Below are 25578 nucleotides of genomic sequence, written 5' to 3'. Positions count from 1 at the left end.
AAAATAAGAACTCCTTTTTATACACTGGCGTCTCGTGTGGGACGCCTTTTTTATTTATACTAAGTTTTATACCAAGATAGATCTATGTTTTTTGTGAGTGTTGAGCTTATGCTACTTGATATTTTATAACTTTAATCTTTAAATTTTTGCTCAAGCTCTAGCAAAAATCTTTTTGTTTCTATCCCTTTGCCACCAGAGTACCCGCCAAGCCCTTGCGTGGATACAACTCTGTGGCAAGGTATGATGATGGGGATTTTATTTTTGGCATTTGCATTGCCAGCAGCCCTAAATGCCTTTTGTCGACCTATGCTGGCAGCAAGTTCGCCATAAGTTATCGTTTTGCCGTATGGGATTTGTAAAAGTGAGTTGTAAATTTTTTGCTCAAATTCGCTTGCGTTTATGTAAATATCTATACTAAATTTTCTAAGTTTTCCAGAAAAGTAAAGCTCAAGCTCTCTTAGTACTTTTTTTAAATTTTCATCATTTTTGTCATTTTTGCCACTATTTTCGACAAAATTTAGCTCACAAATTTGCTTGCCATTACTTACAAGCTCAAGAATGCCAATAGGTGAGCTAAAATATGCCCTTTTCAAAGCTTATTCAAGTCCCATGCTTGCACGATACTCTTCATAACTACCACGAAAATCAACCACTTCGCCATTGCCTTTTAGGTGCAAAATTCTATTTGCAAAGGCATCTATAAGCTCTCTGTCGTGGCTTACACAGATAACTGAGCCAGCAAAGTTATAAAATGCTTCGCCTAAAGCGATGATAGCTTCAAGATCTAGATGGTTATTTGGTTCATCCATGATGAGTAAATTTGGCTTATGAAGCATAAGCTGGGCTAGTCTTACACGGTGCTTTTCCCCACCGCTTAGCGCTCCGACTGCTTTTTCTTGATCAGCCCCGCTAAAAAGCATTCTGCCAAGGCATTTGCGAATTTCATCTATATCTTTGTTTTTAGCATCTTGCAGATATTCATAAAGTTTTAAATCGCCAGTTATTTTATTTACAACATCTTGAGCAAAGTATCCAAGCTCAATAGTTGCGCCGATATGAACATCTCCGTTATCTGGCATAAGCTCTGAAGTTATTATCTTACAAAGTGTGCTTTTGCCAACACCGTTGTGTCCTATTATGGCAAGCTTATCGCCTTTTTCTAATTTAAAATTTAACCCTTTAAAAATTACCTTATCGCCAAAACTTTTATCTATATATGTAAGTTCAATAAGTTCGTTGCCTATCTCGCGATTTGTGCGAAACAAAATACTAGGATCGCGCCTGCTTGAAACAGCGATCTCAGCTATGTCTAGCTTTTCAAGCTGTTTTGCACGACTCGTTGCTTGCTTTGCTTTACTTGCATTTGCAGAAAAACGAGCAATAAATTTTTCAAGCTCCTCTTTTTCTTTTAGCTTTTTATCTCGCTCCATTTCGTGCTGTTTTGCCATCAAATTTGCAGCCATATACCAATCATCATAGTTGCCACTAAACTCACGAATTTTCTTAAAATCAACATCCAAAATATGCGTGCAAACCCTATTTAAAAAGTGCCTATCGTGGCTGATGACTACAAGCGTTCCTTCATGGCGATTTAGCTCATTTTCTAGCCATGCGATAGCATCAATATCTAGGTTGTTTGTAGGCTCATCTAAAAATAAAATATCAGGCTTTGGAAACAAAACCTGAGCCAAAAGAACCTTAACTTTGTCAGAATTTTCAATCTCACTCATAAGCTTATCAAACTCATTTAACCCAAGCGAGCTTAAAATTTTCTCTATCCTTGTTTCGTATTCATAGGTTGGGTCTTCTTCGGCGCTTATTATCTCTAGCTGGCTTAAGCGATCATTTATCTCATCGGTAAATTCCTCGCTCATATAAAGCTTTTCTTTCTCTTTTACCGCATCATAAAGTCGCTTATTTCCATATAAAACAGCATCTTTTATACTAAAGTTTTCAAATGCAAACTGATCTTGCCCCAAAACGCCGACTTTTAAACCATTTTCTATCACGATTTCGCCGCTACTTGACTCTATCGTCCCACTTAAAATTTTTAGAAATGTTGATTTTCCAGCACCATTTGCGCCTATAAGTCCGTAGCGATTATTTCTTTTTAGTACTAAATTTACATCTTCAAAGAGTAGGCTGCTAGCAAATCTTTGAGTAAGTCCTTTAACTTCAAGCATATTTTTCCTTATCTAAATTTTTAAATACGATATTTTGCCAAAAGATTGATTAAAAAATAATAACTATTGATTTATTTTTTTAGGGTATAATGGCGCAAAAAATTAAAAAGGATATGAGATGATAAATGTATTGATGATTGAAGATGATGCAGAATTTGCACAAATTCTTTCCGAATATTTAGAAAATTTTAACATTAGAGTAACAAATTTTGAAGATCCGTATCTTGGCATAAGCGCAGGCGTGAAGAACTTTGACCTACTTATCCTTGACTTGACTCTGCCTGGTATCGACGGACTTGAAGTCTGTAAAGAGATCCGCTCAAAATACGACATACCTATTATCATAAGCTCAGCTCGTTCAGACATTAGCGATAAAGTGGTCGGTCTTCAGCTTGGAGCGGATGACTATCTGCCAAAGCCTTACGATCCAAAAGAGATGTATGCTCGTATCACAAGCCTTATCCGTCGCTATAAAAAAACTAGCGAAGTAGTTGAAGAGACTATAGATAGCGCATTTAGGGTAGATGAAAAGCGTCATGAAATTTTTTATAATAACGAAAGTTTGGTTTTAACGCCTGCTGAGTTTGAAATTTTAAGCTATCTTATAAAACAACATAGCTTTTCGGTGTCTCGCGAGCAGCTAGTTTATAACTGCAAAAGCCTAAAAGACAAAGACTCAAAAAGTCTTGATGTCATTATCGGACGCCTTCGCACAAAGATAGGCGATAGCTCAAAATCGCCAAAACATATATTTTCAGTTCGTGGCATAGGATATAAGCTTATCGGATGAAAAACTCGATAGCAACAAAGATAACTATAATCTTTGCCCTCTCTTTCACGCTTGTATGTGTGCTCTTTTTGACCTATGCTAAAATTCAAAAAGAGCAGGCTCTTGAGCGTGTAAGAGATAAGCAAATAAGCTCCATAAATTATCTACTAGCACTTTATGAGCGAGCAAATGCTCCCCAAGACTTAGTGCAGTACTTTAAAAATTTTGGTCTAGAGTATGTAAATAACGCAAAACTAGCAGCTATGGTTGTAGATAAGGGTGATTTGGTTGTTGCTCGTCAAACACCCATCGGTCTTGTTCAGTCGCTTTTATATAAAGACGACCTTTATCTTAGTATAAAAAATACCACATTTCAGTTTTTGTTGCAAAGCAATGAGGCAAAAAATGTAAATGACTCGCTGTTAATTATATTTGTTGCAGCCGTTGTGCTTATCATCTCACTTTTTGTTTCAGTTCTTCGCTCTCTTGCTCCGCTAAGAAAGCTAACGCTTGATATAAGGCGTTTTGCAGCTGGTAACTTAGATGTAAATATCGCAAATTCTTTTAACCAAGATGGACGAAAGAGAGATGAGATAGGCGAGGTTGCATATGAGTTTGATAATGCTGTTTGTAAAATTCGTGACCTTATCCGCTCGCGTCAGCTTTTTTTGCGTGCGATAATGCATGAGCTAAAAACACCTATTGGTAAGGGTCGTATCGTTTCAGAGATGGTTGCTAATGATACTCAAAAGTCGCGCCTGATTTCGGTCTTTATCCGCCTTGAGATGTTGATAAATGAATTTAGCAAGATAGAGCAACTACTTTCAAAAAGTTACTCGCTAAACTATCAAGAGTGCCATTTTTCGCTTATCTTAGAGCAGGTTATTGATATGCTTATGCTTGAAAATTTTCACGAAAGAGTTGCGTGTGAGATAAATGATGATGTGCTTTTAAGGGTTGATTATCAGCTTTTTACGCTTGCGGTTAAAAATTTAGTAGATAATGCCCTAAAGTACGCTGATGACAAGAAAGCTATTTTAATATGCAGTAAAGATGAGATTATCGTTAAAAATTTAGGCAAACCGCTTGAGTTTGGTATCGAGCATTATATGCAAGCTTTTGTTAGAGGCGATAAAAACGCTAAGAGCTCTGGTATGGGGCTTGGGCTTTATATCATAGATCAGATCGCACAAATGCATAAAACTAGCCTAAAATACCGTTACGAGGACGGACATCATTGCTTTGTTATCCCGCTAAAAACTGAGCAAGCAAAAAAGTTAAAAGATGAAAAAAGGGCTTGAGAAATTTAACGAGCTAGTCGATGCTTTTGCTAGACTGCCCGGAGTTGGTAAAAAGTCAGCCCAAAGATATGCCTATTTCGTAAGCTTGCAAGATAGCTTTGGTGGCTTAAAACTTGCACAAAGCATTGAAGATGCGGTTCGATTTATTCGCCGTTGTGAGTGTTGTGGAGGGCTTAGCGAGGATGAAATTTGCGATATTTGTAGCGATGAAAACCGTGATAAAAGCAAGCTTGTTATCGTTGAAAGCCCAAGAGATATTTTAGTTTTTGAACAAAATGCCATTTATGACGGACTTTATTTTGTGCTTGATGACTTAAGCGAGCAAGCTCTACAAAAGCTTCGCTCGATGATCTCTAAAAATGGTATAAATGAAGTGATATTTGCCTTTACTCCTGGGCTAAACTCAGACGCTATAATGCTTTTTACGCAGGAAAAACTAGGTTTTAGCGAGCTAAATTTTAGCAAGATAGCACAGGGAGTGCCTACTGGTGTCAGCCTTGAAAATATAGATATGCTGTCGCTTATAAAGGCATTTGAAAGTCGCGTAAAAACCTAAATGCAGCAAAAAAGCGCACAACTTTTTTCCAACAAAGATATTTTTAAACTTTGCCTACCCATAATTATCGAGCAGTTTTTAGAGCATTTTGTTGGGCTGGTAGCTTCATTTATGGCAGCACATGTTAGTGAAGATGCACTAAGTTCTGTCTCTTTGGTTGAGTTTGTTATGGCGCTGTTTATTAGTGTCTTTACAGCTATTGCAACTGGTGGTGGTGTTATAGCAGGTCAATACCTTGGTGCAAATGATGAAAAAAATGCCAAAAATACCGCAACTCAGCTCATTTGGCTTTGTTTTGGAATTTCACTTTTTGTGATGTTATTGATGTATCTTTTTAAGGACGCTATACTTGATATTCTTTTTGGGCGCATAACGGCTGAGGTTAGACAAGGGGCTAGCATATACTTACTTTTTACGGCAGCAGCAGTGCCTTTTATAGCGATTTATGCGGCAGCTGCAGCTATTTTTCGTGCGGCTGGAAATACAAAACTTCCTATGTTTATAATGTTATTTGCAAATTTTTTAAATCTTGCTTTTGCTGCCATGGCGGTTTATGTGTTAAATTTTGGCATCTTTGCGCTTGCGATTTGTATGTTTTTGGCTAGATTTTTAGCTGCTGTTATAGCGATATGGTTTTTGCTTGATGATAAAAATAAACTTTGTATAGATAAAAGTTTTAGGTATAAATTTAATGCAAAAATCGTAAGAAAAATTTTAAATATTGGCATACCTTATGGCTTTGAAAATGGTATGTTTTATCTTGGGCGCATACTTGTTTTTAGTATTGTTGCGCTTTTTGGAACAGCTGCTATTGCTGCAAATTCCGTTGGAGGCACGATAAGTATTTTTCAGGTTTTAGCTGGTTTTTCTATCGGCATGGGACTTAGCGTGGTTGTTTCGCGTTGTGTTGGTGCTGGTGAGTATGAGCAGGCAAAAATTTATGCAAAAAAGGGTATTTTTATAGTTTTTTGTGTTCATATTATTACAACATTTCTTACTTTTTTGTTTTTAGATCAAATTTTAGCCATTTACAATCTCTCTGTTGAAGCTGAAAATTTGGCGCGTCAGATAGTTCTTTGGCATGGAGTGGTTACTATGCTTATTTGGCCGCTCTCTTTTACATTTCCACAACTATTTCGTGCGGCAGGTGATTCAAAATTTGCTATGAAGGTCAGTATAGTTTCGATGTTTGTTTGTCGAGTCTTCTTGGCTTATGTTTTTAGTGTTTGGTGTGGGTTTGGTATGATGGGAACATGGTATGCTATGTTTGTTGATTGGGTGGTTAGGGCTGTATTTTTTACTTTCAGGTTTAAAAATGATGTATGGCTTAAATTCAAAACAGTTTAAAATGGTGCGGTCGACGAGACTCGAACTCGTACACCCGGAAGGCACTACCCCCTCAAGATAGCGTGTCTACCAATTCCACCACGACCGCAAGATAAATTTAAAAGAACAAATAGCCCCAAAAAAGGGGCTTTAAGATCACCTTGATTATTAGCCCAACATTGGGTTTGCATAAAGAAGGATAAGTGTTATAACAAGTGCGTAGATAACTTGTGCTTCGATCATCGCAAGAGCGATAAACATCGTAGTCATAAGCTTTGAGCCTACACCAGGGTTTCTAGCTGTACCACTGATAGTAGCCGCTGCTGTGTTGCCCATACCTATGGCACCACCAAGAGCTGCAAGACCAAGACCAAGACCAGCTGCGATAACTGTGTATGACTTAATCATCTCACCATCAGCACCAAATGCAAATGCAGCAAGACCAAGAACTAAAAAAACGATCTTTTTCATCGTATCTCCTTAAAATTTTAAGCCCTTTCGGATCTGTCCCCTACTCAAACTTTTAAAGCGTGCATTATACAAAAAAAAGCTTTGATTTACTTAAAATTTGCAAGAGTTTTATTTTTGTTTCTAAAAAACCCAGCCAAAATAAAATTTTTTCATATTTTGTTGCTATTTATATAAATTCAAAGCTTTTTATGGTATTGTTGCAAAATATTTATTTTAAATTTATTATTTAAATAGGGCAAAAATGAACGAAAAATTTACAAAAATAGGCTTTGTTTTAGCGATGGCAGGCTCTGCTGTTGGGCTTGGCAATGCTTGGAAATTTCCCACAATGGTCGGCAACAACGGCGGTTCTGCCTTTATAGTACTTTATTTAGCGCTTACTTTTGGTGTTGCTTTTGTGGCATTTTTGGCTGAGCTTAGCGTTGGAAGGCTTGGTGAAACCGATGTTGTAAATTCCCTTTATAAGCTTGCACCAAAACATAAAAAAACTTGGAGTTTGGCTGGGTTTTTCATGATAACAGCTGTTTTAATCGCTTCGTTTTATATGGTTGTTATAGGTTGGATTTTGTATTATATATATCTTAGTTTTGGTTCGCTTCCAACTCAAGCAAGCGATGCTGGAGCGATATTTGGCAAGCTTTTAAGTGGAGATGTTGCAAGTGCGCTTATTTGCTTTAGTGCTGTATTTTTTCTTATATTTTATGTTGTTTCAAGAGGTATAAAAGGAGGCATAGAAAAGCTAAATATATGGATGATGCCAACACTTTTTATTTTGCTTGTGCTTATGCTTTTTTATTCGCTTTCCATAGGCGATGGCTTTATGCAGGCTGCAAAATTTCTTTTTGTTCCAAATTTTAGTGCCATAACTGGCGATACTGTTTTAGCAGCGCTTGGACTTGCATTTTTTTCACTATCAATGGGTGTTTGCACCGTTCCTACATACGCAGCAAGCTTGCCAAGTGGAACAAATCTAGTAAGATCAACACTTTCTATCATCTTTATAAACATAATGATAGGTATCATAATGGGGCTTGTGGTTTTTACCTTTGTTTTTGCCTATGGAGCAGATACTACGCAGGCTGGACCAGGTCTTATTTTTGTTTCGCTCACTACACTATTTGCTAAGCTTGGTGTTGTTGGTAATCTCTTATCGGTGGCATTTTTTACATCACTTTTGTTTGCTGGCGTTACGAGCGCTGTTTCTATGATAGAGCCATTTGTTTTTTACCTTGTAAATAGATTTAAGATATCAAGAATTAATGCACTTGTTTATGTTGGTATTTTTGTCTATATTTTGGGTGTATTTTGTATATTTTCTTACTATGAGCCAACAGCTGCAAATTTCACACTCTTTGGTAAGCCTATTTTTGATGCGCTTGATTATGCTACATCAAATATCTTAATGCCGCTTGGAGCGATAGTTTTTAGCTTTTTTGTAGGTTTTATGCTTAAAAAAGAGGCTCTTGTAATGCTTTTTAGTGGTTTTATGAGTAAGGGCATGTTTGAAGCATGGTACTTTTTGCTTCGCTATATCACACCACTTGCAATCATGGCGATTATGATATATCAACTGGTTAAGTAATGAACGATAAATTTTCAAGACTTGGCTTTATTTTATCTATTGTTGGTGCTGCTATAGGGCTTGGCAATGCGTGGAAGTTTCCATATATGGTCGGTTCAAACGGCGGTTCGGCGTTTGTGCTTGTGTATCTTGTATTTGCTATCGTTGTTGGGCTTAGTATATTTTTTGCCGAGATGAGTATGGGCAGACTTGCTAAAACTGATCCTGTAAATTCATTTAGGATGCTTGCACCGAGCAATAAACGAGCGTGGGGATTTGCTGGTGTTATGATGATAACGGGAATTTTTGTAGCATCATTTTATACTTTGATAATAGGCTGGGTGGCAAAATACGCACTAAATTCATTTTTTGAATTGCCAGCAGATATCCAAACATCATCGGCGCAATTTGGAGCATTTATATCATCTGGGGCGGGCGAGCAAATTTTATATTTTACGCTTGCTTTTTTTGCATACTTTTTTGTGCTTGCAAAGGGTATAAAAGGTGGCATAGAAAGTATAAATTTGCTTCTTATACCGACACTTTTTGTGCTTATTTTGCTAATGCTAGTATTTTCAACCACTATGGATGGTTTTGAAAAGGCGTTGGAGTTTTTACTTGTGCCCGATTTTTCAAAGCTAACTGCCGAGAGTATTTTTATGGCACTTGGACTTGCATTTTTTACGATGTGTGTTGGTATTGGAGCTATTGTGACTTACTCTGCAAACATGAACGATAGCACAAATTTATTTACATCATCGCTTTATGTTGTTGCTTTAAATATCATAATAAGCATAGCCATCGGTCTTGTCATATTTACATTTGTTTTTGAGTTTGATGCTCAGCCAAGCCAGGGTGTGGGGCTTGCATTTATATCCTTGCCAACGCTATTTGCAAAGCTTGGAGAGATAGGGCATTTTTTATGTTTTACGTTTTTTATAGCACTTGTTTTTGCTGGTCTTACATCGGCAGTTTCAATGGTTGAGCCGTTTATATTTTTTTTAGAGCGAGAATTTGGTTTTTCAAGACTAAAAGCCATAAGCATTGTTGGTGCGGTTGTTTATGTGTTAGGAATTCTTTGTGCGCTTTCAAATGTTGATGGCTTTAAAGAAGGTCTTACATTTTTTGAAAAGGGATTTTTTGATTGGCTTGATTATATAGCGTCAAATGTCATGCTTCCGCTAGGTGGCATAGTCTTTTGTGTTTTTGTCGGATATATAATTAAGCGAGAGTATTTGGAGGATGTTTTTTTAAGATATATGGGTAGGGCGATTTTTGAAATTTGGTATTTTTTACTTCGTTTTGTCGCTCCTGTTTGTGTTTTTGCAGTTTTTGTTGTAAATTCTGGTCTTTATGACTTTGTAATGAAGTAATTTTTTAAAGGATAATAATGTCAAAAAATGAACATTTTAGTAAATTAGGTTATGTCCTTGCAGTTGCTGGTTCGGCTGTGGGACTTGGTGCTATCTGGAAATTTCCCTATGTTGTGGGTCAAAATGGCGGCTCAGCATTTGTACTTTTATACATTTTAATATGTGCTGTTGTGGCGATCCCTGTCTTTTTAGCAGAACTTAGTATAGGTAAGCTTAGTGAGAGCGATAGTGTAAATGCTTTTAGAAAACTCGCTGTTAAAAACAAGGGTTTTTGGGGTTGTGTAGGTGGTCTTACGATGGTTACGGCAGCTCTTATTTCTGGATATTATTTGGTTATAATAGGCTGGGTTTATAAGTATATCGTCTTATCTTTTGGCTCGCTTCCTGCAAATATTGATGACTCAAAAAGCTACTTTTTAGAATTTTTAACCAAAGATGCTCTTGGTCAGTTTATATTTTACGCACTTGCGTTTGCTTCGTGTATTTATATCCTTTCAAGAGGCGTTAAAAGCGGTATAGAAAAGGTTAGTATGGTTATGATGCCAGCGCTTTTTGTAATGCTTATGCTTATGCTTTTTTACTCATTTAGCATGGATGGCTTTTCTAAAGCTGCATCGTTCTTACTAATACCTGATTTTAGTAAGATAGGGCTTGACTCTTTTCTTTCTGCGTTAGGGCTTGCATTTTTTACAATGTCGCTTGGTATGGCGGTTATTATAACCTACTCAGCCTCGCTTTCAAACGATACAAATTTAGTTAGATCAACACTAAGTGTTGTGGGGATTAACATTATCATCGCCATCATCGCTGGTCTTGTCATCTTTACATTTGTTTTTCAGTTTGATGCTCAGCCAAGCCAAGGCGTTGGACTTGTGTTTATGTCACTTCCTACTTTGTTTGGAAATTTAGGTTTTGTTGGCAATATCTTAGCTGTGGTATTTTTTGTTGCACTTAGTTTTGCAGCACTTACTTCTTGTATATCAATTATTGAGCCTTTCGTATTTTTCTTAATCCGTGAGTTTGGATTTAGTAGAGCAAAATCCTTAACGATAGTTGGAAGCGGAATTTTTGTTCTTGGTATTTTATGTATTTTTGCAAATATAGAAGGCGTTGGCGATAAATATATGGTCTTTGGCAAAGACTTTTTTACATTTTTAGACTTTACAGCTGAGAAGATCTTGCTACCTCTTGGTGGCATAGGTGGCGCACTTTTTGCTGGATACATTATAAGAAAAGAAGCCCTAAAAACACTTTTTGGACCTTACATGAATGACTTTGCGTTTAATGTATGGTATATTTTGATAAGATTTGTTTCGCCTATTTGTGTTTTTGGTATTATGATAAAAGGGTTGTTTTTTTAGATAACTTAAAGCGCTTTTATTTTTGGAAGCGCTTTTTTAAATTAGAGCCAAAATTTCTTAAAAAACAAAGGAAATTTTAGCTCTTTTTTGCTATATTTTTGTATCTGAAATTTTATAAGGAAATTTATGCAAGATGTAAATCTGGTCACTGAGGGTTTTAGGTTTATGGTGCTTGGCATGGGTGGTGTTTTCTCATTTTTGCTACTTATGATTTTTGTATTAAAAATTCAGTCTAAAGTCTTTGCAAAATTTGACAATTCACATAACATAACCCCAAATACAAGCCAAATTCCTGTAAGCAACATTAAAGATGATGGCATTTTGACAGCGGTTATTAGTGCCGCAATAACCCAACATAAAAAAAGATCAAAGGGGAGATGATGGCTAAAAAATTTATAGATGTGATGGATACGACTTTTCGTGACGGCTTTCAGTCGGTTTTTGGTGCTAGGGTTTTGATGCAAGATTTTTTGCCAGCTCTAGAAGCTGCTAAAGAGGCTGGCATAACGCACTTTGAGTTTGGCGGGGGGGCTAGATTTCAAAGTCTTTATTTTTACCTAAATGAAGATGCTTTTGCGATGATGGATAAATTCCGTTCAGTTGTTGGCAAAGAGGCAAATCTTCAAACCCTAGCACGCGGTGTAAATACCGTCATGCTAGATACTGGTAGTAGCGAGCTTATCGATCTTCACGCTAAGCTTTTTAAAAAGCACGGCACGACTACGATACGAAATTTTGACGCTTTAAATGATGTTGAAAATTTAAAATACTCAGGCGAGAGAATAGTTGCCAATGGTCTAAAACACGAAGTGGTAGTAACTATGATGGACTTACCACCAGGCTGTGTTGGGGCACATGATGTGGCTTTTTATGAGAGAATTTTAAGGGAAATTTTAGATGCTGGCATACCTTATGATAGCGTTTGCTTTAAAGACGCTAGCGGGACTTCAAGCCCACAAAAAGTCTATGAAACTATAAAGATGGCTCGTAAAATGCTACCCGAAAATACGCATATCAGACTCCACACTCACGAAACCGCAGGCGTTAGCGTGGCTTGTTATTTGGCGGCTTTGGAAGCTGGTGCAGATGGTATAGATCTAGCAGCTAGCCCAGTTAGTGGCGGTACAAGTCAGCCAGATATCCTTACTATGCTACACGCAGTAAAGGGTCAAAACTACGATCTTGGCGGACTTAGCACGGATAAAATTTTAACCTATGAACGAGTTTTAGGTGAGTGTTTGAAAGATTATTTTATCCCGCCAGAAGCTACGCAAGTAAGCCCGCTTATACCATTTTCACCTATGCCAGGTGGTGCCTTGACGGCAAATACTCAGATGATGCGAGATAACGGCATAATGGAGAAATTCCCAGCTGTTATCGAGGCTATGCAAGAGGTTGTAGAAAAGGGCGGATATGGTACGAGCGTAACACCAGTTAGTCAGTTTTACTTCCAGCAAGCGTTTAATAACGTAATGTTTGGCAAATGGGCAAAGATCGCTGATGGATACGGAAAAATGGTGCTTGGATACTTTGGCAAAACGCCTTGTGAGCCAGATAGTGAGGTTGTAAAAATCGCAAGTGAGCAGCTAAAACTGCAACCAACTACTCGCAAAGCACTTGATATAGCAAATGATGATAAGAGTAAATCTTTAGCACATACAAAAGAAATTTTAGCCAATGAGGGCATTGAGGCAAGCGAGAAAAATATCTTTATCGCTGCAGCATGTAAAGAAAAGGGTATAGCATTTTTAAAGGGAGAGGCTAAGGTAAATGTTCGTAAAATTTCAGTCGCTCCTAAGCCGATTGCCACTACGCCTTCTACAAAAAATGAAGCTGGCAGATACAGCGTTTGTGTTAATGGTGTGCGATATAATGTTGAGGTAAAAGATGGGTTTGATGATGGAGTTGAGGTAACAAATGTTACGCCAGCCAGTCAGCCAGCACAGCAAGCCATGAGTATATCAAATGGTAGCGGAGAGGCAGTTACTGCAAGTTTGCCAGGAGTTATATTTAAAATTTTAACTAAAGTTGGCGATAGCGTAAAAAAGGGTCAGCCGATATTTATCATAGAGGCAATGAAGATGGAGATCGAAGTTTCTGCTCCTTGTGATGGGGCTGTGACAAGTATCGATGTTGTGCAGGGGCAAAGCGTTCAAAATGCTCAGCTTTTAGCTAGGATAGGCTAATGAAAATTTTAGTCAAAATTTTACTCGCTTTTTTGATTAGCGGTTTTTGTTTTGCGAGCGAGCCAGCTAGTAATGTGCAACCAAAATACGAGTCAAAGACAATGAGTGAGCTATTTACTAGCTTTTACAAGACCACAGGGATAAATGCTCTTTTAAATCCTATTGAAGGCTATAAAGATAGTGCAGGACACGAGCTTAGCAAATTTACACAAAGCTACGGCCGTATCATAATGTTTTTTATCTGCTTTTTGCTCTTTTATCTTGCGATTAAAAAAGGTTTTGAACCACTTTTGCTTTTACCAATCGGTTTTGGTGGATTGCTTGCAAACATACCTGTTGCCGAGATAGCGGGATCAAATGGCTTTTTGGGTATCATTTATAGTTTTGGTATAGAAACTGGGCTTTTCCCGCTCATTATCTTTATGGGCGTTGGAGCGATGACTGACTTTGGACCGCTTCTAGCAAACCCAAAAACAGCAATGCTAGGAGGTGCGGCACAGCTTGGAATTTTCACAACTCTTATAGGTGCCGTTACGCTTAGTCAATACACAAATATATTTGACTTTACGCTAGCTGATGCCGCCGCTATAGGCATTATAGGTGGAGCAGATGGTCCGACAGCTATATTTTTAGCTTCTCGTCTTGCACCTGACCTGCTTGGAGCGATAGCAGTTGCAGCGTATTCATATATGGCTTTGGTGCCTATTATCCAGCCACCGATTATGCGTGCTCTGACCACAAAAGAGGAGCGTCTTATTAAAATGGTTCAACTTCGAGAAGTTAGCAAGCGCGAAAAGATAGTTTTTCCTATAACCATCTTAATGCTTTGCATACTTGTTTTACCAGATGCCACTCCGCTTGTAGGAGCGCTTTGTTTTGGCAATCTCGTTCGTGAAAGTGGCGTAGTTAACCGCTTAAGCGATACGATGCAAAATGCACTTATTAATATAGTTACGATATTTTTAGGGCTTACAGTTGGCTCAAAACTTGCAGCAGAGAAATTTCTAGTAGCAAATACTCTTGGAATTTTGCTACTAGGGCTTGTGGCATTTGCTTTAGGCACCGCAGCTGGTGTTTTGATGGCAAAACTTATGAATAAGCTTGGAAAAGATAAGATAAACCCGCTCATTGGTGCAGCCGGCGTTAGTGCCGTGCCGATGGCAGCTAGAGTGGTAAATAAAGAGGGCATGAAAGAAGATCCTACAAATTTCTTACTCATGCATGCAATGGGACCAAATGTTTCTGGGGTTATCGGCTCTGCCGTCGCTGCCGGTATTTTACTATCAATATTTAAGTAAGAGGTGAAAAATGAAGGCAAATTTGGAAAAAATGGGATTAAAAAATGTCGGAAAAATTTTCTACAATCTAAGATACGATGAACTTTTTGAACATGAGAAAAATAACAACGAAGGTAAAGTTTCAAGCAACGGAACTTTTATGGTCGATACAGGAGTTTTTACAGGTCGAAGCCCTAAGGATAAGTATTTTGTAAAGCAAGATCCAAGCGGTAAATATATATCTTGGGGTAAAGTAAATAAGCCTATCACAAAAGAGCTATTTGATAAGCTTTTGCAAAAGGCAAAAACTCAACTTAGCGGCAAGGATTTGTATGTTCAAGATGCTTTTTGTGGAGCTAGCAAAAAGAGCAAAAAATCAGTTCGCTTTGTTACAGAAGTAGCTTGGCAGGCGCATTTTGTAAAAAATATGTTTATCCGCCCAAATGAAGCTGAACTAGAAAATTTTAGCCCTGATTTTGTTGTTTATAATGCTTGTAAGTGCAAAAATGATGAGTGGGAAAAAGATGGGCTAAATAGCGATGTTTTTGTTATCTTTAATGTCGAAGAAAATGTTGCTGTTATAGGCGGAACTTGGTATGGCGGCGAGATGAAAAAGGGCATTTTTTCTATGATGAATTATTGGTTGCCACTTGAAGGAAAGCTTAGTATGCACTGTTCAGCAAATGTCGGTAAAGACGGCGATACTGCGCTATTTTTCGGACTTTCTGGCACTGGCAAAACAACGCTTTCAACAGATCCGCATAGAAAACTAATAGGCGATGATGAGCATGGCTGGGATGATGAGGGCGTGTTTAACTTTGAGGGTGGATGTTATGCAAAATGTATAAATCTTGATCCTGAGAGCGAGCCTGAAATTTACGGGGCCATAAAGCGCAATGCCCTGCTTGAAAATGTCGTAGCAGATGCAAGCGGAGTAGTTGATTATAAAGATGGTAGTAAAACCGAAAACACTCGCGTGAGCTATCCGATAGAGCACATCATAAATCATGAGCCAAGCCTAAATGCTGGACATCCAAAAAATATTATATTTTTAACAGCCGATGCTTTTGGTGTGCTTCCGCCAGTAGCAAAGCTTACAAAAGAGCAGGCGATGTATTATTTCTTAAGCGGCTACACTGCAAAAGTGGCTGGCACTGAACGCGGGATAACCGAGCCACAAGCGACATTTAGTGCATGCTTTGGAGAGCCATTTATGCCACTTCATCCGACTGTTTATGCAAAACTCCTTGGCGAAAAGATCGATAAGCACGGCGTAAATGTATATCTTGTAAATACTGGCTGGAGCGGAGGCGCTTATGGCGTGGGTAAGCGTATGAGTATAAAAGCAACAAGGGCTTGCATAAATGCTATTTTAGATGGTAGTATCACAAAATGTGAGTTTGAAAATTTTGAGAAATTCAACCTTTGCATACCAAAAGCACTTGATAGAGTTGAAACAAAACTTCTAAATCCTATAAACACATGGGCAAATTCTGATGAATATATAGCTATGCGTGATAAGCTAGCAAAGATGTTTGTTGAGAATTTTAAACGCTATGAAGATGTAGCTGAGGGCGTTGAATACGCAAAAGCTGGACCAAAAGCGTAAATTTAGCCTGCTTTTGCAGGCTTTTTCTTTTTTAAATTTTATTCATCTTGCAAGGATTGACTTACCTGAAAAATTTACTTATAATCACCCTATTTCTGGCTGGCATTTACCTGCTTTATGAAAATTTTTTAAATAACAAGCCGCTTATACTAGCTTTAGAGCCAAATCATAGTGAGATGAATTTTGATGAACTTGCCTACATAAATGAGCTAAGGGTTACAAGCGGGCTAAATCCGTTAAGCTTAAGCGAGACACTAAATTTATCCACCAAAAATCACGCAAATTACCTAATACAGCACAATATAAGTGGCATTAGTATGCATGATGAAAATAGCTCTTTTTCAGGTTTTACTGGAGAAAATGCCACTGCTAGAGCTATAAGTGCTGGGCATAAGACTAGGTTTGTCCTTGAAAATATCTCAAATAATCAAATTAGTACAAAAAGCGCGATAGATAATCTTTTTAGTGCCATTTATCATAGATTTTTATTTTTAAACTATGGCATTAGCGAGATAGGTATGTCTTGGATGAGCGGAGAAAACGGGCGAGTTTATGTCTTTAATATGTCAAATTCTAGCCTAAATGAACTTTGTAAAAATGGTGGCAATTTTTATCAAAAAGGATATTATTATGATAAAATTTGTAAAGATAAAACTACGCGAATAAAAATGCAAACATTTAATGAAGCTCTTAAGCCAAAAAGTCCAGAATTTGTGCGTTTTCCAGCAACTTTTGGTCTTGCTTTTTTTGGAAAAGAGTATCCTGATCCACTGCCAGAGTGCAAGGTCACAGCCGCTCCAATCAGTATCGAATTTAATCCAAATTTACCAGACATAAAGATGAAAAATTTTGAACTTTTTAAGGATGGCAAAAAGCTAGAAGATAGCATAGTTTTAGATAGACAAACCGATAAAAACAAAAAGCTAAATGAGCGTCAGTTTGCTTTGTTTTTAAGGCAGGTTCTTGAATTTGATAAAAATTATACGGCAAAATTTAGCTACGAACAAGATGGCAAGAGTAAAATTTTAGAGTGGGACTTTCGCACATTAACTCCAGTGATGCCATATTTTTTGGTTCGTGGAAAAGAGAGACTTGGTGTGATGCCTGATGTTTGGTATGAGCTATTTTTTGTGCCTAAGGATTGTAATGATGAATTTGATGATTATAGCTTTTCTGATGGCGTTTTTAGCGACTTAAATATCTCATACTCTGATGTTAATACACTTCGTTTTAAGCTTAGTGGAGCAAAACAAAGTAGCGCTTGGGTTATGGCAAATGGCGCAAAAGTGGAGATTGTTTTGCTTGAAAGCTCTAAGGGGTATTTTGGATTTTCTATATTTGTCTTTATTTCTCTTTTAGCTCTTGCGTTTTTGCTTTTTGTTTTTAAAAGGGCTAATTAGGGGCGTTGCTTTATTAAATTTTGTATATTTTCTTTGATATTTTTTGCTGTTAAATTTGAGATTTCAGCAAAGAATTTACCTTTTTTATCAAGCAGATAAATCGAACTTGAATGAGCAACTGAGTAGCGCATAGCAGAGTCTGGCATTTCTATCTTTTGATATTTTACCCCGTAGTTTTTGGCAACATTTTCTAAGTCATCTATCTTTAAACCAATCGCATTATCATAAAAATTTTGTGCCATTTGCGTAAGCTCTTCGTTTGTGTCGCGCTCAGGATCGATCGTTATAAATACCAGTTTAAAATCACTTCGATTTAACTCTTTTAGTGCTTCTGATACCTTAAAAAGCGTACTTGGGCAAACATCTGGACAATAAAGATAACCAAAATAAACTGCTTTATACTCGCCATCAAAGCTCTCAAGTCCGACCTTTGTGCCATTTATATCGGCATAAAAATAGTGTGGATCTTTTTTTATAAGTAAAAAAGTTGAGCCTACGATAACAAAAAGAACGATAAAAAATGAAAAGAAGTATCTCAAATTTCCCTCCTAAAATTTCAGGTCAAAATCAATATAAAGACCAGTCTTTCTGCCTTGCTCTAAGACTTCAAGACGATATCTCATAACATCGATAAGACATGAGCTAAGTACGATGTTTGAGATGAAATTTTCATCTTGTTTTGCAAGTTTTGCATTGATATTTCCCATATTCATATTTAATCCATATATTTGTAAGCTCGGAGAGTGGAAGTTTAGCTTATCAAGGCCGCTAATAATTAGTGTAAGCTCTTGCATAGGCGTGATCTTATCATCTAAAAAATCAAATTTTATACTCTTATTATTATAAATGACCTCGCAGGGCTTAACATTAAGGTCGCATTTTAGTGGCTCAAGTTTATTTTGTGATGCACTAAAACTTGATGTAACAGAGGTTTTGTTGCTAAAAAAAACAAACGATAAAGCCCCAATCGTAATGGCTACGAGCAGGGCATAATACTTTTTCATTACTCTAAAAAGAGTTGCTTGTGATTTACAACATCAACTTTTAAATTTATCACTCTACCAGTATCAAATTTAAGGCTAAGATCGATCTCATCGCCATTTACAAGCTGTTTTTTAAGCCCCATAAGCATTATGTGAAGACCGCCTGGCTTTAGATGCACAGTCTCTTTGTTTGCGATAGCGATGTCATCTACTTTTGACATCATTGACATGCCATTAATAGTCTTATGCTCGTGCAACTCTACACTGTCTGATACATTAGAACTTGCCGAAACTAGCTTTATATCCGCACCCAAGTTATTTGTTATATCCATGAAAATAGCACCATTTGCAGCGCTTTTCATGCTCTCTTTTGCGTAAATTTTCTCGATGCTTATCTCAGAAGCAAAAGCACCAAGTGCTAAAAGCGAACTAAGTAGTAGAATTTTTTTCATTTTCTATCCTTTATGAGAAATTTAAGATAAAAATTAATATTTTTCATCTTTTTATCACATAAGTTTAGCAAAACTAAGTAAATTGTTGGTATAATAAGCAGTTTAAATTCCAACAAAATGGGTATAAATTTGAGAAAGATTATCTTATTTTTTACTGTCTTATCCTGTTTAAATGCAACAGATTATGAAGAAATTTATCTAAAAAATGGCGCAAGTGAAGTTATAAAAACGATAGAAAAAAACATTCTAAGCGATAGTTTTTGGCAAAAAAAACTAGAAGGTAAAAATTTAGAATACGGCTACTACGATAGTGATGTTTTGCTAAGTGTGGTTGATAAGGATAACAAAAAACTCGAAGTTATCTCCTATTCAAACGGCAACACAAAAAGTGAGCTAAAGATAGATGTAATCGTGGGAAAAAGTGGTGAAAAGTTGGCTGAAGGCGACTTAAAAACGCCTATTGGTGTATATGAGCTTACACGCCGTTTTACCCCCAGTGATCCATATTTAGGGCCACTTGCTTTTTCGCTTTCTTATCCAAATTTGCTCGATAAGCATGCCAAACGAAATGGAAGTGGTATCTGGATACACGGCTATCCGCTCAATGGCGAACGCACCGATGATCTAAAGACCAAGGGTTGTGTCGCTATGAAAAATGACATCTTGCTTGACTCGTATGATAAGTTGATTGATCATAAAAAAAGCCTTGCTTTTATATATGAGGGTGAGCGACCAAAGGCTGATGCCGCAAAGATAGGTAAAATTTTTTCTAGTATTTTTAAATGGAAAAAGGCGTGGACACAAAATGATACGCAGGAGTATTTTAACTTCTATGATAAGGACTTTATCCGTTACGATGGCATGAGTTTGGAGAATTTTAAAAATATGAAACGCATGATATTTTCACGCAAAGAACAAAAGAGTATTAGCTTTTCAAATTTTGTCATAACCCCGTACCCAAACTCTAAAAATGAGCCACTTTTTCGTGTGAGTTTTTATGAGGTTTATGATGCTCCATCAACGAAATTTAGCGGACAAAAGACACTTTATGTTAAGCTTTATGAAGATGGTATGAAAATTTTAGTTGAGGAGTAAAAGTGGATAAAAAAGAGGAAATAGCAAAAAAAATTGAGGAAATTTTTAAAGCAAGGGCTGAGTTTTTTAAGCTTTTGGATACAAATATCCCCAAGAAAAATGGTACGGATGTTTTTGACTTTGATAGTGCAAAAGAGATTAATGCAAGGGAAGTTTATCAGAAATTTTATGCTCTTGATTATAGCGTAAGGCGCCTTTTGCCAGATGTTTACAAGGCTTATGATGTGAGTTTTAATGTCTAATGGCAGAGATTAGACTAAATAAAAAAAATTATGAACACAACCTTAGGGTTATCTCTAAAAAAGCTAGCGGGCGCGTCATACTTGTATTAAAAAGCAATGCTTACGGGCATGGGGCAAAGCTTTTGGCAAAAACAGCAAGTGAGCTTGGGTTTAAATTTTGCGCGGTAAAAAATGAGCAAGAAGCATATGAGCTTACGCAGTATATGCAAGAAATTCTTATACTTTCACACATTTTTAATGGCTCTGAAAAAGATGACTTTATCTATGCTGTAAATTCTCTTGATGACCTAAAAACTGCAAAAAGTGGCACAAAGATACACTTAAAGATAGATACTTTAATGCATAGAAATGGTATAGATTTAAGCGAGATAGACACCGCTTTAAAAATCATAAAAGAGCGAAATTTGCAGCTTCTTGGGGCTTTTACGCACTTTAGATCGGCTGATGAGATGAATGCGGATTATTTCGTGCAAAAGCAAAATTTCATGCTTGTAAAAGCACGCATAAAAGAGCAAACTGATAGTAAAGATGAGCTAGTTTTTCATTCACATGCTTCAGCTGCCTTTGAGAGAAACTTATCTGGGTTTGATGATGAATATGTGCGCGTTGGTATGGCACAGCTTGGATATGCACAGTTTGATAAAAATTTAGAGCTAAAACCAGTTCTTAGTCTTTGGGCTAGGCGTATTAGTGCACGCACGCTAAAAGCCACTCAGGGTGTGGGATATGGGGCAAAATTTATTGCACAAAAAGATATGGCTGTGGCAACCTATGACATTGGTTATGGTGGTGGACTTTTAAGGTATGGCGGGCAGGGTGAGCTACTTTTAGCAAACAAAAAGCCAATGCTAGGCAAGATGAGCATGGATAGCTTTAGTTGTGAAGATGTGGGCGAGTGGGTTTGCGTGTTTGATGATGCGCGTAGTTGGGCAAAATTTTTTAATACGATAGAGTATGAAATTTTGGTCAAACTCTCACCTTTTATAGATAGGAAATGGGTATGAAAAAGATAGCTTTGTTGCTTAGTTGTATGACTTTGCTTTTTGGTCAAAAGGCGCCTGACTTTAGCATTTATGAAAATTTGCTAAAAACACTAAAGCCAGCTGAGATAGCTCAGTTTATAGCCGTTTTAGCTGTGCAGTATCTACCCGCAAAGATAAATGAAAACATTACTTTAAATACCATAAGTGCTAAAAATAGTGAGCTAAATGGGACTTTTATTATCGAAAAAGATAAATCAAATCTAAAATCTGATCTTGTTTTGGGCGCAAAGCGAGATTTGTGTGAAAATGAGCTTTTTGTAAAAGTTTTGCACCACGACTTAACCTTAAATGGGGTATTTTTAAAGGACGGTAAAGAGAAATTTCGCATAAGTGTGGATAGGCAGTTTTGCGAGCGATAGTCCTTTTTTGTAGTCTTTTTGTGGTACTTTTTGCCACACCTTATGAGCTAGCACGCTCTTATGCTGAGTATTATTCGCGTGCTCTTCCGCAGCGTCGCGATATAAATTTCACACTTACTGCGCTTTTAAATGTTGGTGAAGAGCTATATTATCACTATAAGATAAATGACGCCTCAAGTAAAGCTATCTTAAAAATGAGTGATGATGAGCTAAAAAAATATCGTCAAATACTTATAAAACGAAGTATTGAAACTCACTGCAAAGATCCAAGAGTTGTGCCCATGCTAGCTGGTGGCATTAAGCTTCACCATCTTTTTTACAGGGATAGTGGGGCAAAGCTTTTGTTTGAATTTATCATTGATAAAAAGCTTTGCAATATACCTTAAAAACTTTTAAAAGCTTGCAAGGTTAAATTTTAGTAAAATTCCATAAACCATTGAGCTTGCTATCCCAGCAACAAAGCCAGCCACGATGTCATCACCCATTACACCAAGCCCGCCCTTTACATCTCTATCGATTCTACCGATAATAGATGGCTTTAAAATATCAAAAATCCTAAAAAAGACAAGAGATAAGAGCATTTGTATCTCAGTTGCTCCGCTTATGACAAACGCTAGCCATACGCCAGCAACTTCATCGATGACTATCCAGCCATTATCATGCTCTCCACTTTGCTTTTCATAAGCGTTTATGACACTTATGGCGATGAGAGAGATTAGGATAGTTGCTAAAAATAGGGTGGTTGCAGAGAAAAGTTTAAGTATAAAGTATCCTACGATAGCCGCAGCCACTGAGCCAACAGTGCCTGGTGCCTTTGGGCTAAGTCCTGCACCAAAAAATGTTAAAAATAATTTTTGCATAAAATTCCTTATGTTAAAGATGAGGTTTGATAAAGTCTCATCAACTCTTCGTAAAATTCTCGCTCAGTATGTTTTTCAAGTAGTCCAGAATTTACAAAAAGTCCATGGCAAAGATCTTGTAAATTTTCAAACCTGTCCTTAAAAAGTTCACCTAAAACGATGGCTGAAACATCTGGTCGCACAAGGATTGCTGGCGGTAAAATCCCCTGAAATAGCAATGTTTTTATCACATTTGGATTATAGCGTATGTGATGGTGCGCGCCGTGAGGGCATGTTCGTGTGCTAACAAGCGTTTTACACTCATTGCAATACACAAGCTCAGGCAGTATGACTATCTCCATATCCTTGCGTTTTACATAGCTATCAAGTATGCTTTTTACTTGATTGTGATCGTAAAATATACTAAGGCTACTATGGTTTTGCCCTAAAACTAGGCGGTTTGAGCCAAGTCTATATGCGGCTAGGTATTCAAGAGTCGGGTTTTGGTGTGCGCTAAATAAATTTGTATTTTTAAACGGCATTACCACGACGCGATTTTCAGGAAGGTATCGCTTGATAAAGTAGTCTATTATCTCTCTTCTAAGCTCAAAATTTAGGTGCTTTTCTTGATACGTTTGAAGTAAAAATATAACAACTAAGTCCGCTTGATCAATTGTCATTCTTATTATGCGCTCATGCGCTCTGTTTAAGGGGTCTGCGGTTAGCATTATGGCGGTTATTTTTTTGGCATTTTGCTCTCTTTTTATCCGCTGTATCTGCTCTTTTGCCTCCCTTACTTCGCTAACAAAAAGCTCAAAATTTCCACTTATAGCAAATTTACTAAATTCGCATTTATTTATCTGGCTAGTGTTAAAGATATTTTTTTCATATTCTGGCTTCATCTCATATATGGTTGAAATTTCTATAACCCCAGCAGCCGTCCCTTCAAAAACTAGCTCTATTTGCTCTGCGGCTTTAAGCTCCACTTCATCAAGCTCTTTTGGAGCAAAGATAAAGGCAAATGGCATCTCCTCGCCTGCAAGCTTGCCAGTTTTTAGACACTCTTTTGCCTGCTCTTCGCTCATAAGTGCATTAAATTCTGAAAAAATTTGGTTTTTTATGAGTTCAAGTGTGCCTAAAATTTGTTTGCTGATGTTTATACTTTTACTTTTTCTTTGAAATGTCATACTTTTTTCTCTTTTCCCAAAGTGATTTGCGTGAAATTCCAAGCTTTTTAGCAAGCTCAGTGTCAGGATAACGGTCTTGATAGGTGGATATAGTGTGTTTTAAATACTCATCAAGAGTCACTATGCTATCCACGCTAAAGCTTTGCTCATCTTTAGCAAGCTCCATAGTTTCAAAAAGTGCACTTTGCTCAAAGTCACTTGTTGCAAGTATAACGCGCTTTTTGTAACAGGCTCCAACGATGGCTTCACGCTCATTTTCGTTGAAATTTTGTAGATTATTTATATATAACACTTCATCTTTACAAAGTCTAATCGCATTTAAAATCTCCGCTAAATTTGTTGTGTTCGCCATTCCAAAAGGCAAATTTTGCTCTTTGGTGAATCTAAATACAAATTTGTCTGCAAACTGAATTTTGGGAGTTTTTATAAGCAATGGAAGTTTTATTTTTTTGCTTTCAAGATCTGGGATCTTAAATTTTTCAAGAGTATGTTTTATGTAATTTTCTTGCGTTTGTATAAGGCTTTTCATCCTTTTATATTCGATAAAATGGTTTATTTTACGAAGTAGCTCTTCGATCATAAAGGGCTTTTGTATATAGTCACTAGCGCCCGCTTGTATAGGTTTTTGCACTGTGTCGCTGCTTATATATGTTACAAAAAGTATAACGATAGCATTTTTAAATTTTTCAATGATAGGATAAAAGTCCTGCCCGCCAAGTGTTGTTGAGAGCAAGATAATGTCTGCACTTTCATGCTTTAATGCGTCTTTGACACTGTTTGCTATCTCGCAGTCAAACCCAACATCGCCAAGCTTGCTGGAGATTGAGCCTGCTAGGTAAATTTCGTTTTCTACTATTAAAATTTTCATACTCTTGTCCAATCAAAATACTTTAAACTCGCACTTGCTATCACGGCTATACCCTCTTTGCGTCCGACAAATCCAAGCTTTTCTGTCGTTGTTGCTTTTACATTTATGCGGCTTGGCGTTATATTTAGAGCATTTGCGATATTTGTCTCCATTTTTGTTTTAAATTTGCTTAGTTTTGGCTGCTCTGCCATTATGGTGATGTCGGCATTTACTAGTTCAAAACCAACATTTTGTACCTTTTTGTAGATTTCTTGAAGCAAGGTTACCGAGCTTGCGCCCTTATATTTTTCGTCAGTATCAGGAAAGTGCTCGCCTATATCACCAAGCCCAGCTGCGCCAAGTATAGCGTCACTTAGTGCGTGAAGTGCGACGTCGCCGTCGCTATGTGCCTTTAAGCCCTTTTCATGCTCTATCTTTTCGCCACATAGCCAAAGCTCATAACCATCTGCAAACTCATGCACATCAAAGCCAGTTCCTACAAACTGCTCAAAGCTTGGCGGCTGTAAATTTAGCTTTTTTAGATCTTGTGTTGTTGTGATTTTTCTAGCTTGCTCATCTCCTAAAATTTGCCATACGCTGCCACCCATCGCACGGATAGCTGAGCTGTCATCGGTAAAAATTTGATCTGTTTTTAAGGCGTCTTTTAAAATTTGAGTTCTTGATAGCTGAGGTGTTTGTATGAGCTTTATCTTTTCTCTATCTATCGCGTCCTCTCCAAAATAAGCAGTGTCAGAAACTTTTAGTGCAGGAATTACACAATCAGCCTGTTTTGCGCCGTCTATTATTTTGCTAAAAAGCTCTTGTGTTATGATGGGACGAGCTATATCACTTACTAAAACAAACTCAGTTTTTACTTCGCTAAGTGCGTTTTTTAGGCTTTCTTGACGAGTTTGTCCACCAGTGATAAACTTAAAATTTGGAGCAAATTTAGACATATACTCACACTCTTTGCTAGCTATGATAATATCTTTAAATGTGTAAAATTTACTCAAATTTTTAGTAGCCATAAGCCAAAGCGGATCAGAGCCGATACGAAGCCATTGTTTTTTAACAGGTAGCCCAAAGCGTGTGGAGTTGCCAGCTCCAAGCATAATAAGTGTGACATCTAACATAATAAGCCTTTTACAAATGTTACGA

The 25578-nt window shown here is 37.2% G+C and carries 27 protein-coding genes and 1 tRNA gene; 17 read left to right on the top strand and 11 right to left on the bottom strand.

Annotated elements, in window-relative coordinates:
• Positions 1 to 131: 131 nt before the first annotated feature.
• Entirely contained in the window at positions 132 to 593 is a 462-nt protein-coding gene (locus LQV35_RS08300) for a methylated-DNA--[protein]-cysteine S-methyltransferase (protein WP_230057414.1), read from the bottom strand.
• A 3-nt stretch (positions 594 to 596) separates the two neighbouring features.
• Positions 597 to 2183, bottom strand: coding sequence for an ABC-F family ATP-binding cassette domain-containing protein (locus LQV35_RS08295; protein WP_230057413.1), 1587 nt, complete (start codon positions 2181 to 2183; stop codon positions 597 to 599).
• 118 nt (positions 2184 to 2301) lie between these two features.
• On the opposite strand from LQV35_RS08295, the gene LQV35_RS08290 reads away from it, so the two are divergent.
• Genes LQV35_RS08290 through LQV35_RS08275 form a run of 4 tightly spaced genes read left to right on the top strand, consistent with a single transcriptional unit; the run spans position 2302 to position 6156 of the window.
• Positions 2302 to 2973, top strand: coding sequence for a response regulator transcription factor (locus LQV35_RS08290; RefSeq protein ID WP_230057412.1), 672 nt, complete (start codon positions 2302 to 2304; stop codon positions 2971 to 2973).
• Positions 2970 to 4253, top strand: coding sequence for an ArsS family sensor histidine kinase (locus tag LQV35_RS08285; protein ID WP_230057411.1), 1284 nt, complete (start codon positions 2970 to 2972; stop codon positions 4251 to 4253). The genes LQV35_RS08290 and LQV35_RS08285 overlap by 4 nt, the downstream gene beginning before the upstream one ends.
• Positions 4237 to 4809: a recombination mediator RecR gene (recR, locus tag LQV35_RS08280; RefSeq protein WP_230057410.1), complete on the top strand. Its 573-nt coding sequence runs from the start codon at positions 4237 to 4239 to the stop codon at positions 4807 to 4809. The genes LQV35_RS08285 and recR overlap by 17 nt, the downstream gene beginning before the upstream one ends.
• Positions 4810 to 6156, top strand: coding sequence for an MATE family efflux transporter (locus LQV35_RS08275; RefSeq protein WP_230057409.1), 1347 nt, complete (start codon positions 4810 to 4812; stop codon positions 6154 to 6156). It abuts the gene before it with no gap.
• Positions 6157 to 6158: 2 nt separating this feature from the next.
• Here LQV35_RS08275 and LQV35_RS08270 read toward each other — a convergent pair.
• Together LQV35_RS08270 and LQV35_RS08265 are read right to left on the bottom strand one after the other, a co-directional pair.
• Positions 6159 to 6244, bottom strand: a tRNA-Leu gene (locus LQV35_RS08270).
• Positions 6245 to 6303: 59 nt separating this feature from the next.
• On the bottom strand, positions 6304 to 6606 hold the full coding sequence (locus LQV35_RS08265) for a F0F1 ATP synthase subunit C (RefSeq protein WP_230057408.1): 303 nt from the start codon (positions 6604 to 6606) through the stop codon (positions 6304 to 6306).
• Positions 6607 to 6847: 241 nt separating this feature from the next.
• Between LQV35_RS08265 and LQV35_RS08260 the strand changes: the two genes are divergently transcribed.
• From LQV35_RS08260 to LQV35_RS08225, 8 genes are all read left to right on the top strand, one after another.
• Positions 6848 to 8188 carry a sodium-dependent transporter gene (locus LQV35_RS08260; protein WP_230057407.1) on the top strand — a complete coding sequence of 447 codons (1341 nt, stop codon included), beginning with the start codon at positions 6848 to 6850 and terminating at the stop codon, positions 8186 to 8188.
• Complete coding sequence (locus LQV35_RS08255) at positions 8188 to 9540, top strand: sodium-dependent transporter (protein WP_230057406.1); 1353 nt, start codon at positions 8188 to 8190, stop codon at positions 9538 to 9540. The genes LQV35_RS08260 and LQV35_RS08255 overlap by 1 nt, the downstream gene beginning before the upstream one ends.
• Before the next feature lie 17 nt (positions 9541 to 9557).
• On the top strand, positions 9558 to 10901 hold the full coding sequence (locus LQV35_RS08250; protein WP_230057405.1) for a sodium-dependent transporter: 1344 nt from the start codon (positions 9558 to 9560) through the stop codon (positions 10899 to 10901).
• 126 nt (positions 10902 to 11027) lie between these two features.
• Entirely contained in the window at positions 11028 to 11282 is a 255-nt protein-coding gene (locus tag LQV35_RS08245) for an OadG family protein (protein ID WP_230057404.1), read from the top strand.
• Complete coding sequence (locus tag LQV35_RS08240; protein WP_230057403.1) at positions 11282 to 13087, top strand: biotin/lipoyl-containing protein; 1806 nt, start codon at positions 11282 to 11284, stop codon at positions 13085 to 13087. The genes LQV35_RS08245 and LQV35_RS08240 overlap by 1 nt, the downstream gene beginning before the upstream one ends.
• On the top strand, positions 13087 to 14385 hold the full coding sequence (locus LQV35_RS08235; protein WP_230057402.1) for a sodium ion-translocating decarboxylase subunit beta: 1299 nt from the start codon (positions 13087 to 13089) through the stop codon (positions 14383 to 14385). Before LQV35_RS08240 ends, LQV35_RS08235 begins: the two co-directional genes overlap by 1 nt.
• Positions 14386 to 14395: 10 nt before the next feature.
• A complete protein-coding gene (pckA, locus tag LQV35_RS08230) occupies positions 14396 to 15973 on the top strand; it encodes a phosphoenolpyruvate carboxykinase (ATP) (protein WP_230057401.1) in 1578 nt (525 codons plus the stop codon).
• A gap of 176 nt (positions 15974 to 16149) precedes the next feature.
• Positions 16150 to 17373: a CAP domain-containing protein gene (locus LQV35_RS08225; RefSeq protein WP_230057400.1), complete on the top strand. Its 1224-nt coding sequence runs from the start codon at positions 16150 to 16152 to the stop codon at positions 17371 to 17373.
• Here LQV35_RS08225 and LQV35_RS08220 read toward each other — a convergent pair.
• Genes LQV35_RS08220 through LQV35_RS08210 form a run of 3 tightly spaced genes read right to left on the bottom strand, consistent with a single transcriptional unit; the run spans position 17370 to position 18808 of the window.
• Positions 17370 to 17912 carry an SCO family protein gene (locus LQV35_RS08220; protein ID WP_230057399.1) on the bottom strand — a complete coding sequence of 181 codons (543 nt, stop codon included), beginning with the start codon at positions 17910 to 17912 and terminating at the stop codon, positions 17370 to 17372. The two genes, LQV35_RS08225 and LQV35_RS08220, sit on opposite strands and share 4 nt — an antisense overlap.
• Before the next feature lie 9 nt (positions 17913 to 17921).
• Entirely contained in the window at positions 17922 to 18377 is a 456-nt protein-coding gene (locus tag LQV35_RS08215; protein WP_230057398.1) for a hypothetical protein, read from the bottom strand.
• Positions 18377 to 18808: a copper chaperone PCu(A)C gene (locus tag LQV35_RS08210; protein WP_230057397.1), complete on the bottom strand. Its 432-nt coding sequence runs from the start codon at positions 18806 to 18808 to the stop codon at positions 18377 to 18379. Before LQV35_RS08210 ends, LQV35_RS08215 begins: the two co-directional genes overlap by 1 nt.
• A 129-nt stretch (positions 18809 to 18937) precedes the next feature.
• On the opposite strand from LQV35_RS08210, the gene pgp2 reads away from it, so the two are divergent.
• Genes pgp2 through LQV35_RS08185 form a run of 5 tightly spaced genes read left to right on the top strand, consistent with a single transcriptional unit; the run spans position 18938 to position 21933 of the window.
• Positions 18938 to 19903 carry a cell shape-determining L,D-carboxypeptidase Pgp2 gene (pgp2, locus tag LQV35_RS08205; protein WP_230057396.1) on the top strand — a complete coding sequence of 322 codons (966 nt, stop codon included), beginning with the start codon at positions 18938 to 18940 and terminating at the stop codon, positions 19901 to 19903.
• A gap of 2 nt (positions 19904 to 19905) precedes the next feature.
• A complete protein-coding gene (gene cmeU / locus LQV35_RS08200) occupies positions 19906 to 20145 on the top strand; it encodes a CmeU family protein (RefSeq protein WP_230057395.1) in 240 nt (79 codons plus the stop codon).
• Complete coding sequence (locus LQV35_RS08195; protein WP_230057394.1) at positions 20145 to 21149, top strand: alanine racemase; 1005 nt, start codon at positions 20145 to 20147, stop codon at positions 21147 to 21149. Before cmeU ends, LQV35_RS08195 begins: the two co-directional genes overlap by 1 nt.
• Positions 21146 to 21547, top strand: a complete 402-nt coding sequence (locus tag LQV35_RS08190) for a hypothetical protein (protein WP_230057393.1) — start codon at positions 21146 to 21148, stop codon at positions 21545 to 21547. The genes LQV35_RS08195 and LQV35_RS08190 overlap by 4 nt, the downstream gene beginning before the upstream one ends.
• Positions 21535 to 21933 carry a hypothetical protein gene (locus LQV35_RS08185; protein ID WP_230057392.1) on the top strand — a complete coding sequence of 133 codons (399 nt, stop codon included), beginning with the start codon at positions 21535 to 21537 and terminating at the stop codon, positions 21931 to 21933. The genes LQV35_RS08190 and LQV35_RS08185 overlap by 13 nt, the downstream gene beginning before the upstream one ends.
• Before the next feature lie 6 nt (positions 21934 to 21939).
• On the opposite strand, the gene LQV35_RS08180 is transcribed toward LQV35_RS08185, so the two are convergent.
• Genes LQV35_RS08180 through LQV35_RS08165 form a run of 4 tightly spaced genes read right to left on the bottom strand, consistent with a single transcriptional unit; the run spans position 21940 to position 25553 of the window.
• Entirely contained in the window at positions 21940 to 22407 is a 468-nt protein-coding gene (locus LQV35_RS08180; RefSeq protein ID WP_230057391.1) for a phosphatidylglycerophosphatase A family protein, read from the bottom strand.
• 8 nt (positions 22408 to 22415) lie between these two features.
• Positions 22416 to 23573 (bottom strand): sulfate adenylyltransferase, encoded by a 1158-nt coding sequence (locus tag LQV35_RS08175; RefSeq protein WP_230057390.1) that lies wholly within the window; start codon positions 23571 to 23573, stop codon positions 22416 to 22418.
• Complete coding sequence (locus LQV35_RS08170) at positions 23551 to 24441, bottom strand: response regulator (RefSeq protein ID WP_230057389.1); 891 nt, start codon at positions 24439 to 24441, stop codon at positions 23551 to 23553. Before LQV35_RS08170 ends, LQV35_RS08175 begins: the two co-directional genes overlap by 23 nt.
• Complete coding sequence (locus LQV35_RS08165) at positions 24438 to 25553, bottom strand: bifunctional 2-C-methyl-D-erythritol 4-phosphate cytidylyltransferase/2-C-methyl-D-erythritol 2,4-cyclodiphosphate synthase (protein ID WP_230057388.1); 1116 nt, start codon at positions 25551 to 25553, stop codon at positions 24438 to 24440. The genes LQV35_RS08170 and LQV35_RS08165 overlap by 4 nt, the downstream gene beginning before the upstream one ends.
• Positions 25554 to 25578: the final 25 nt, after the last annotated feature.

Source organism: Campylobacter suis (genome assembly GCF_905120475.1).
GTDB classification, from domain to species: Bacteria; Campylobacterota; Campylobacteria; order Campylobacterales; family Campylobacteraceae; genus Campylobacter_A; species Campylobacter_A suis.
This window is presented reverse-complemented; position numbering and strand designations above follow the sequence as displayed.

Bases quoted from the DNA above. Each gene is read 5' to 3' on its own strand.
- LQV35_RS08295 (WP_230057413.1), bottom strand. From the start codon at position 2,183: ATGCTTGAAGTTAAAGGACTTACTCAAAGATTTGCTAGCAGCCTACTC.
- LQV35_RS08290 (WP_230057412.1), top strand. From the start codon at position 2,302: ATGATAAATGTATTGATGATTGAAGATGATGCAGAATTTGCACAAATT.
- LQV35_RS08285 (WP_230057411.1), top strand. From the start codon at position 2,970: ATGAAAAACTCGATAGCAACAAAGATAACTATAATCTTTGCCCTCTCT.
- recR (WP_230057410.1), top strand. From the start codon at position 4,237: ATGAAAAAAGGGCTTGAGAAATTTAACGAGCTAGTCGATGCTTTTGCT.
- LQV35_RS08275 (WP_230057409.1), top strand. From the start codon at position 4,810: ATGCAGCAAAAAAGCGCACAACTTTTTTCCAACAAAGATATTTTTAAA.
- LQV35_RS08265 (WP_230057408.1), bottom strand. From the start codon at position 6,606: ATGAAAAAGATCGTTTTTTTAGTTCTTGGTCTTGCTGCATTTGCATTT.
- LQV35_RS08260 (WP_230057407.1), top strand. From the start codon at position 6,848: ATGAACGAAAAATTTACAAAAATAGGCTTTGTTTTAGCGATGGCAGGC.
- LQV35_RS08255 (WP_230057406.1), top strand. From the start codon at position 8,188: ATGAACGATAAATTTTCAAGACTTGGCTTTATTTTATCTATTGTTGGT.
- LQV35_RS08250 (WP_230057405.1), top strand. From the start codon at position 9,558: ATGTCAAAAAATGAACATTTTAGTAAATTAGGTTATGTCCTTGCAGTT.
- LQV35_RS08245 (WP_230057404.1), top strand. From the start codon at position 11,028: ATGCAAGATGTAAATCTGGTCACTGAGGGTTTTAGGTTTATGGTGCTT.
- LQV35_RS08240 (WP_230057403.1), top strand. From the start codon at position 11,282: ATGGCTAAAAAATTTATAGATGTGATGGATACGACTTTTCGTGACGGC.
- LQV35_RS08235 (WP_230057402.1), top strand. From the start codon at position 13,087: ATGAAAATTTTAGTCAAAATTTTACTCGCTTTTTTGATTAGCGGTTTT.
- pckA (WP_230057401.1), top strand. From the start codon at position 14,396: ATGAAGGCAAATTTGGAAAAAATGGGATTAAAAAATGTCGGAAAAATT.
- LQV35_RS08225 (WP_230057400.1), top strand. From the start codon at position 16,150: ATGAATTTTGATGAACTTGCCTACATAAATGAGCTAAGGGTTACAAGC.
- LQV35_RS08215 (WP_230057398.1), bottom strand. From the start codon at position 18,377: ATGAAAAAGTATTATGCCCTGCTCGTAGCCATTACGATTGGGGCTTTA.
- LQV35_RS08210 (WP_230057397.1), bottom strand. From the start codon at position 18,808: ATGAAAAAAATTCTACTACTTAGTTCGCTTTTAGCACTTGGTGCTTTT.
- LQV35_RS08195 (WP_230057394.1), top strand. From the start codon at position 20,145: ATGGCAGAGATTAGACTAAATAAAAAAAATTATGAACACAACCTTAGG.
- LQV35_RS08190 (WP_230057393.1), top strand. From the start codon at position 21,146: ATGAAAAAGATAGCTTTGTTGCTTAGTTGTATGACTTTGCTTTTTGGT.
- LQV35_RS08180 (WP_230057391.1), bottom strand. From the start codon at position 22,407: ATGCAAAAATTATTTTTAACATTTTTTGGTGCAGGACTTAGCCCAAAG.
- LQV35_RS08175 (WP_230057390.1), bottom strand. From the start codon at position 23,573: ATGACATTTCAAAGAAAAAGTAAAAGTATAAACATCAGCAAACAAATT.
- LQV35_RS08170 (WP_230057389.1), bottom strand. From the start codon at position 24,441: ATGAAAATTTTAATAGTAGAAAACGAAATTTACCTAGCAGGCTCAATC.
- LQV35_RS08165 (WP_230057388.1), bottom strand. From the start codon at position 25,553: ATGTTAGATGTCACACTTATTATGCTTGGAGCTGGCAACTCCACACGC.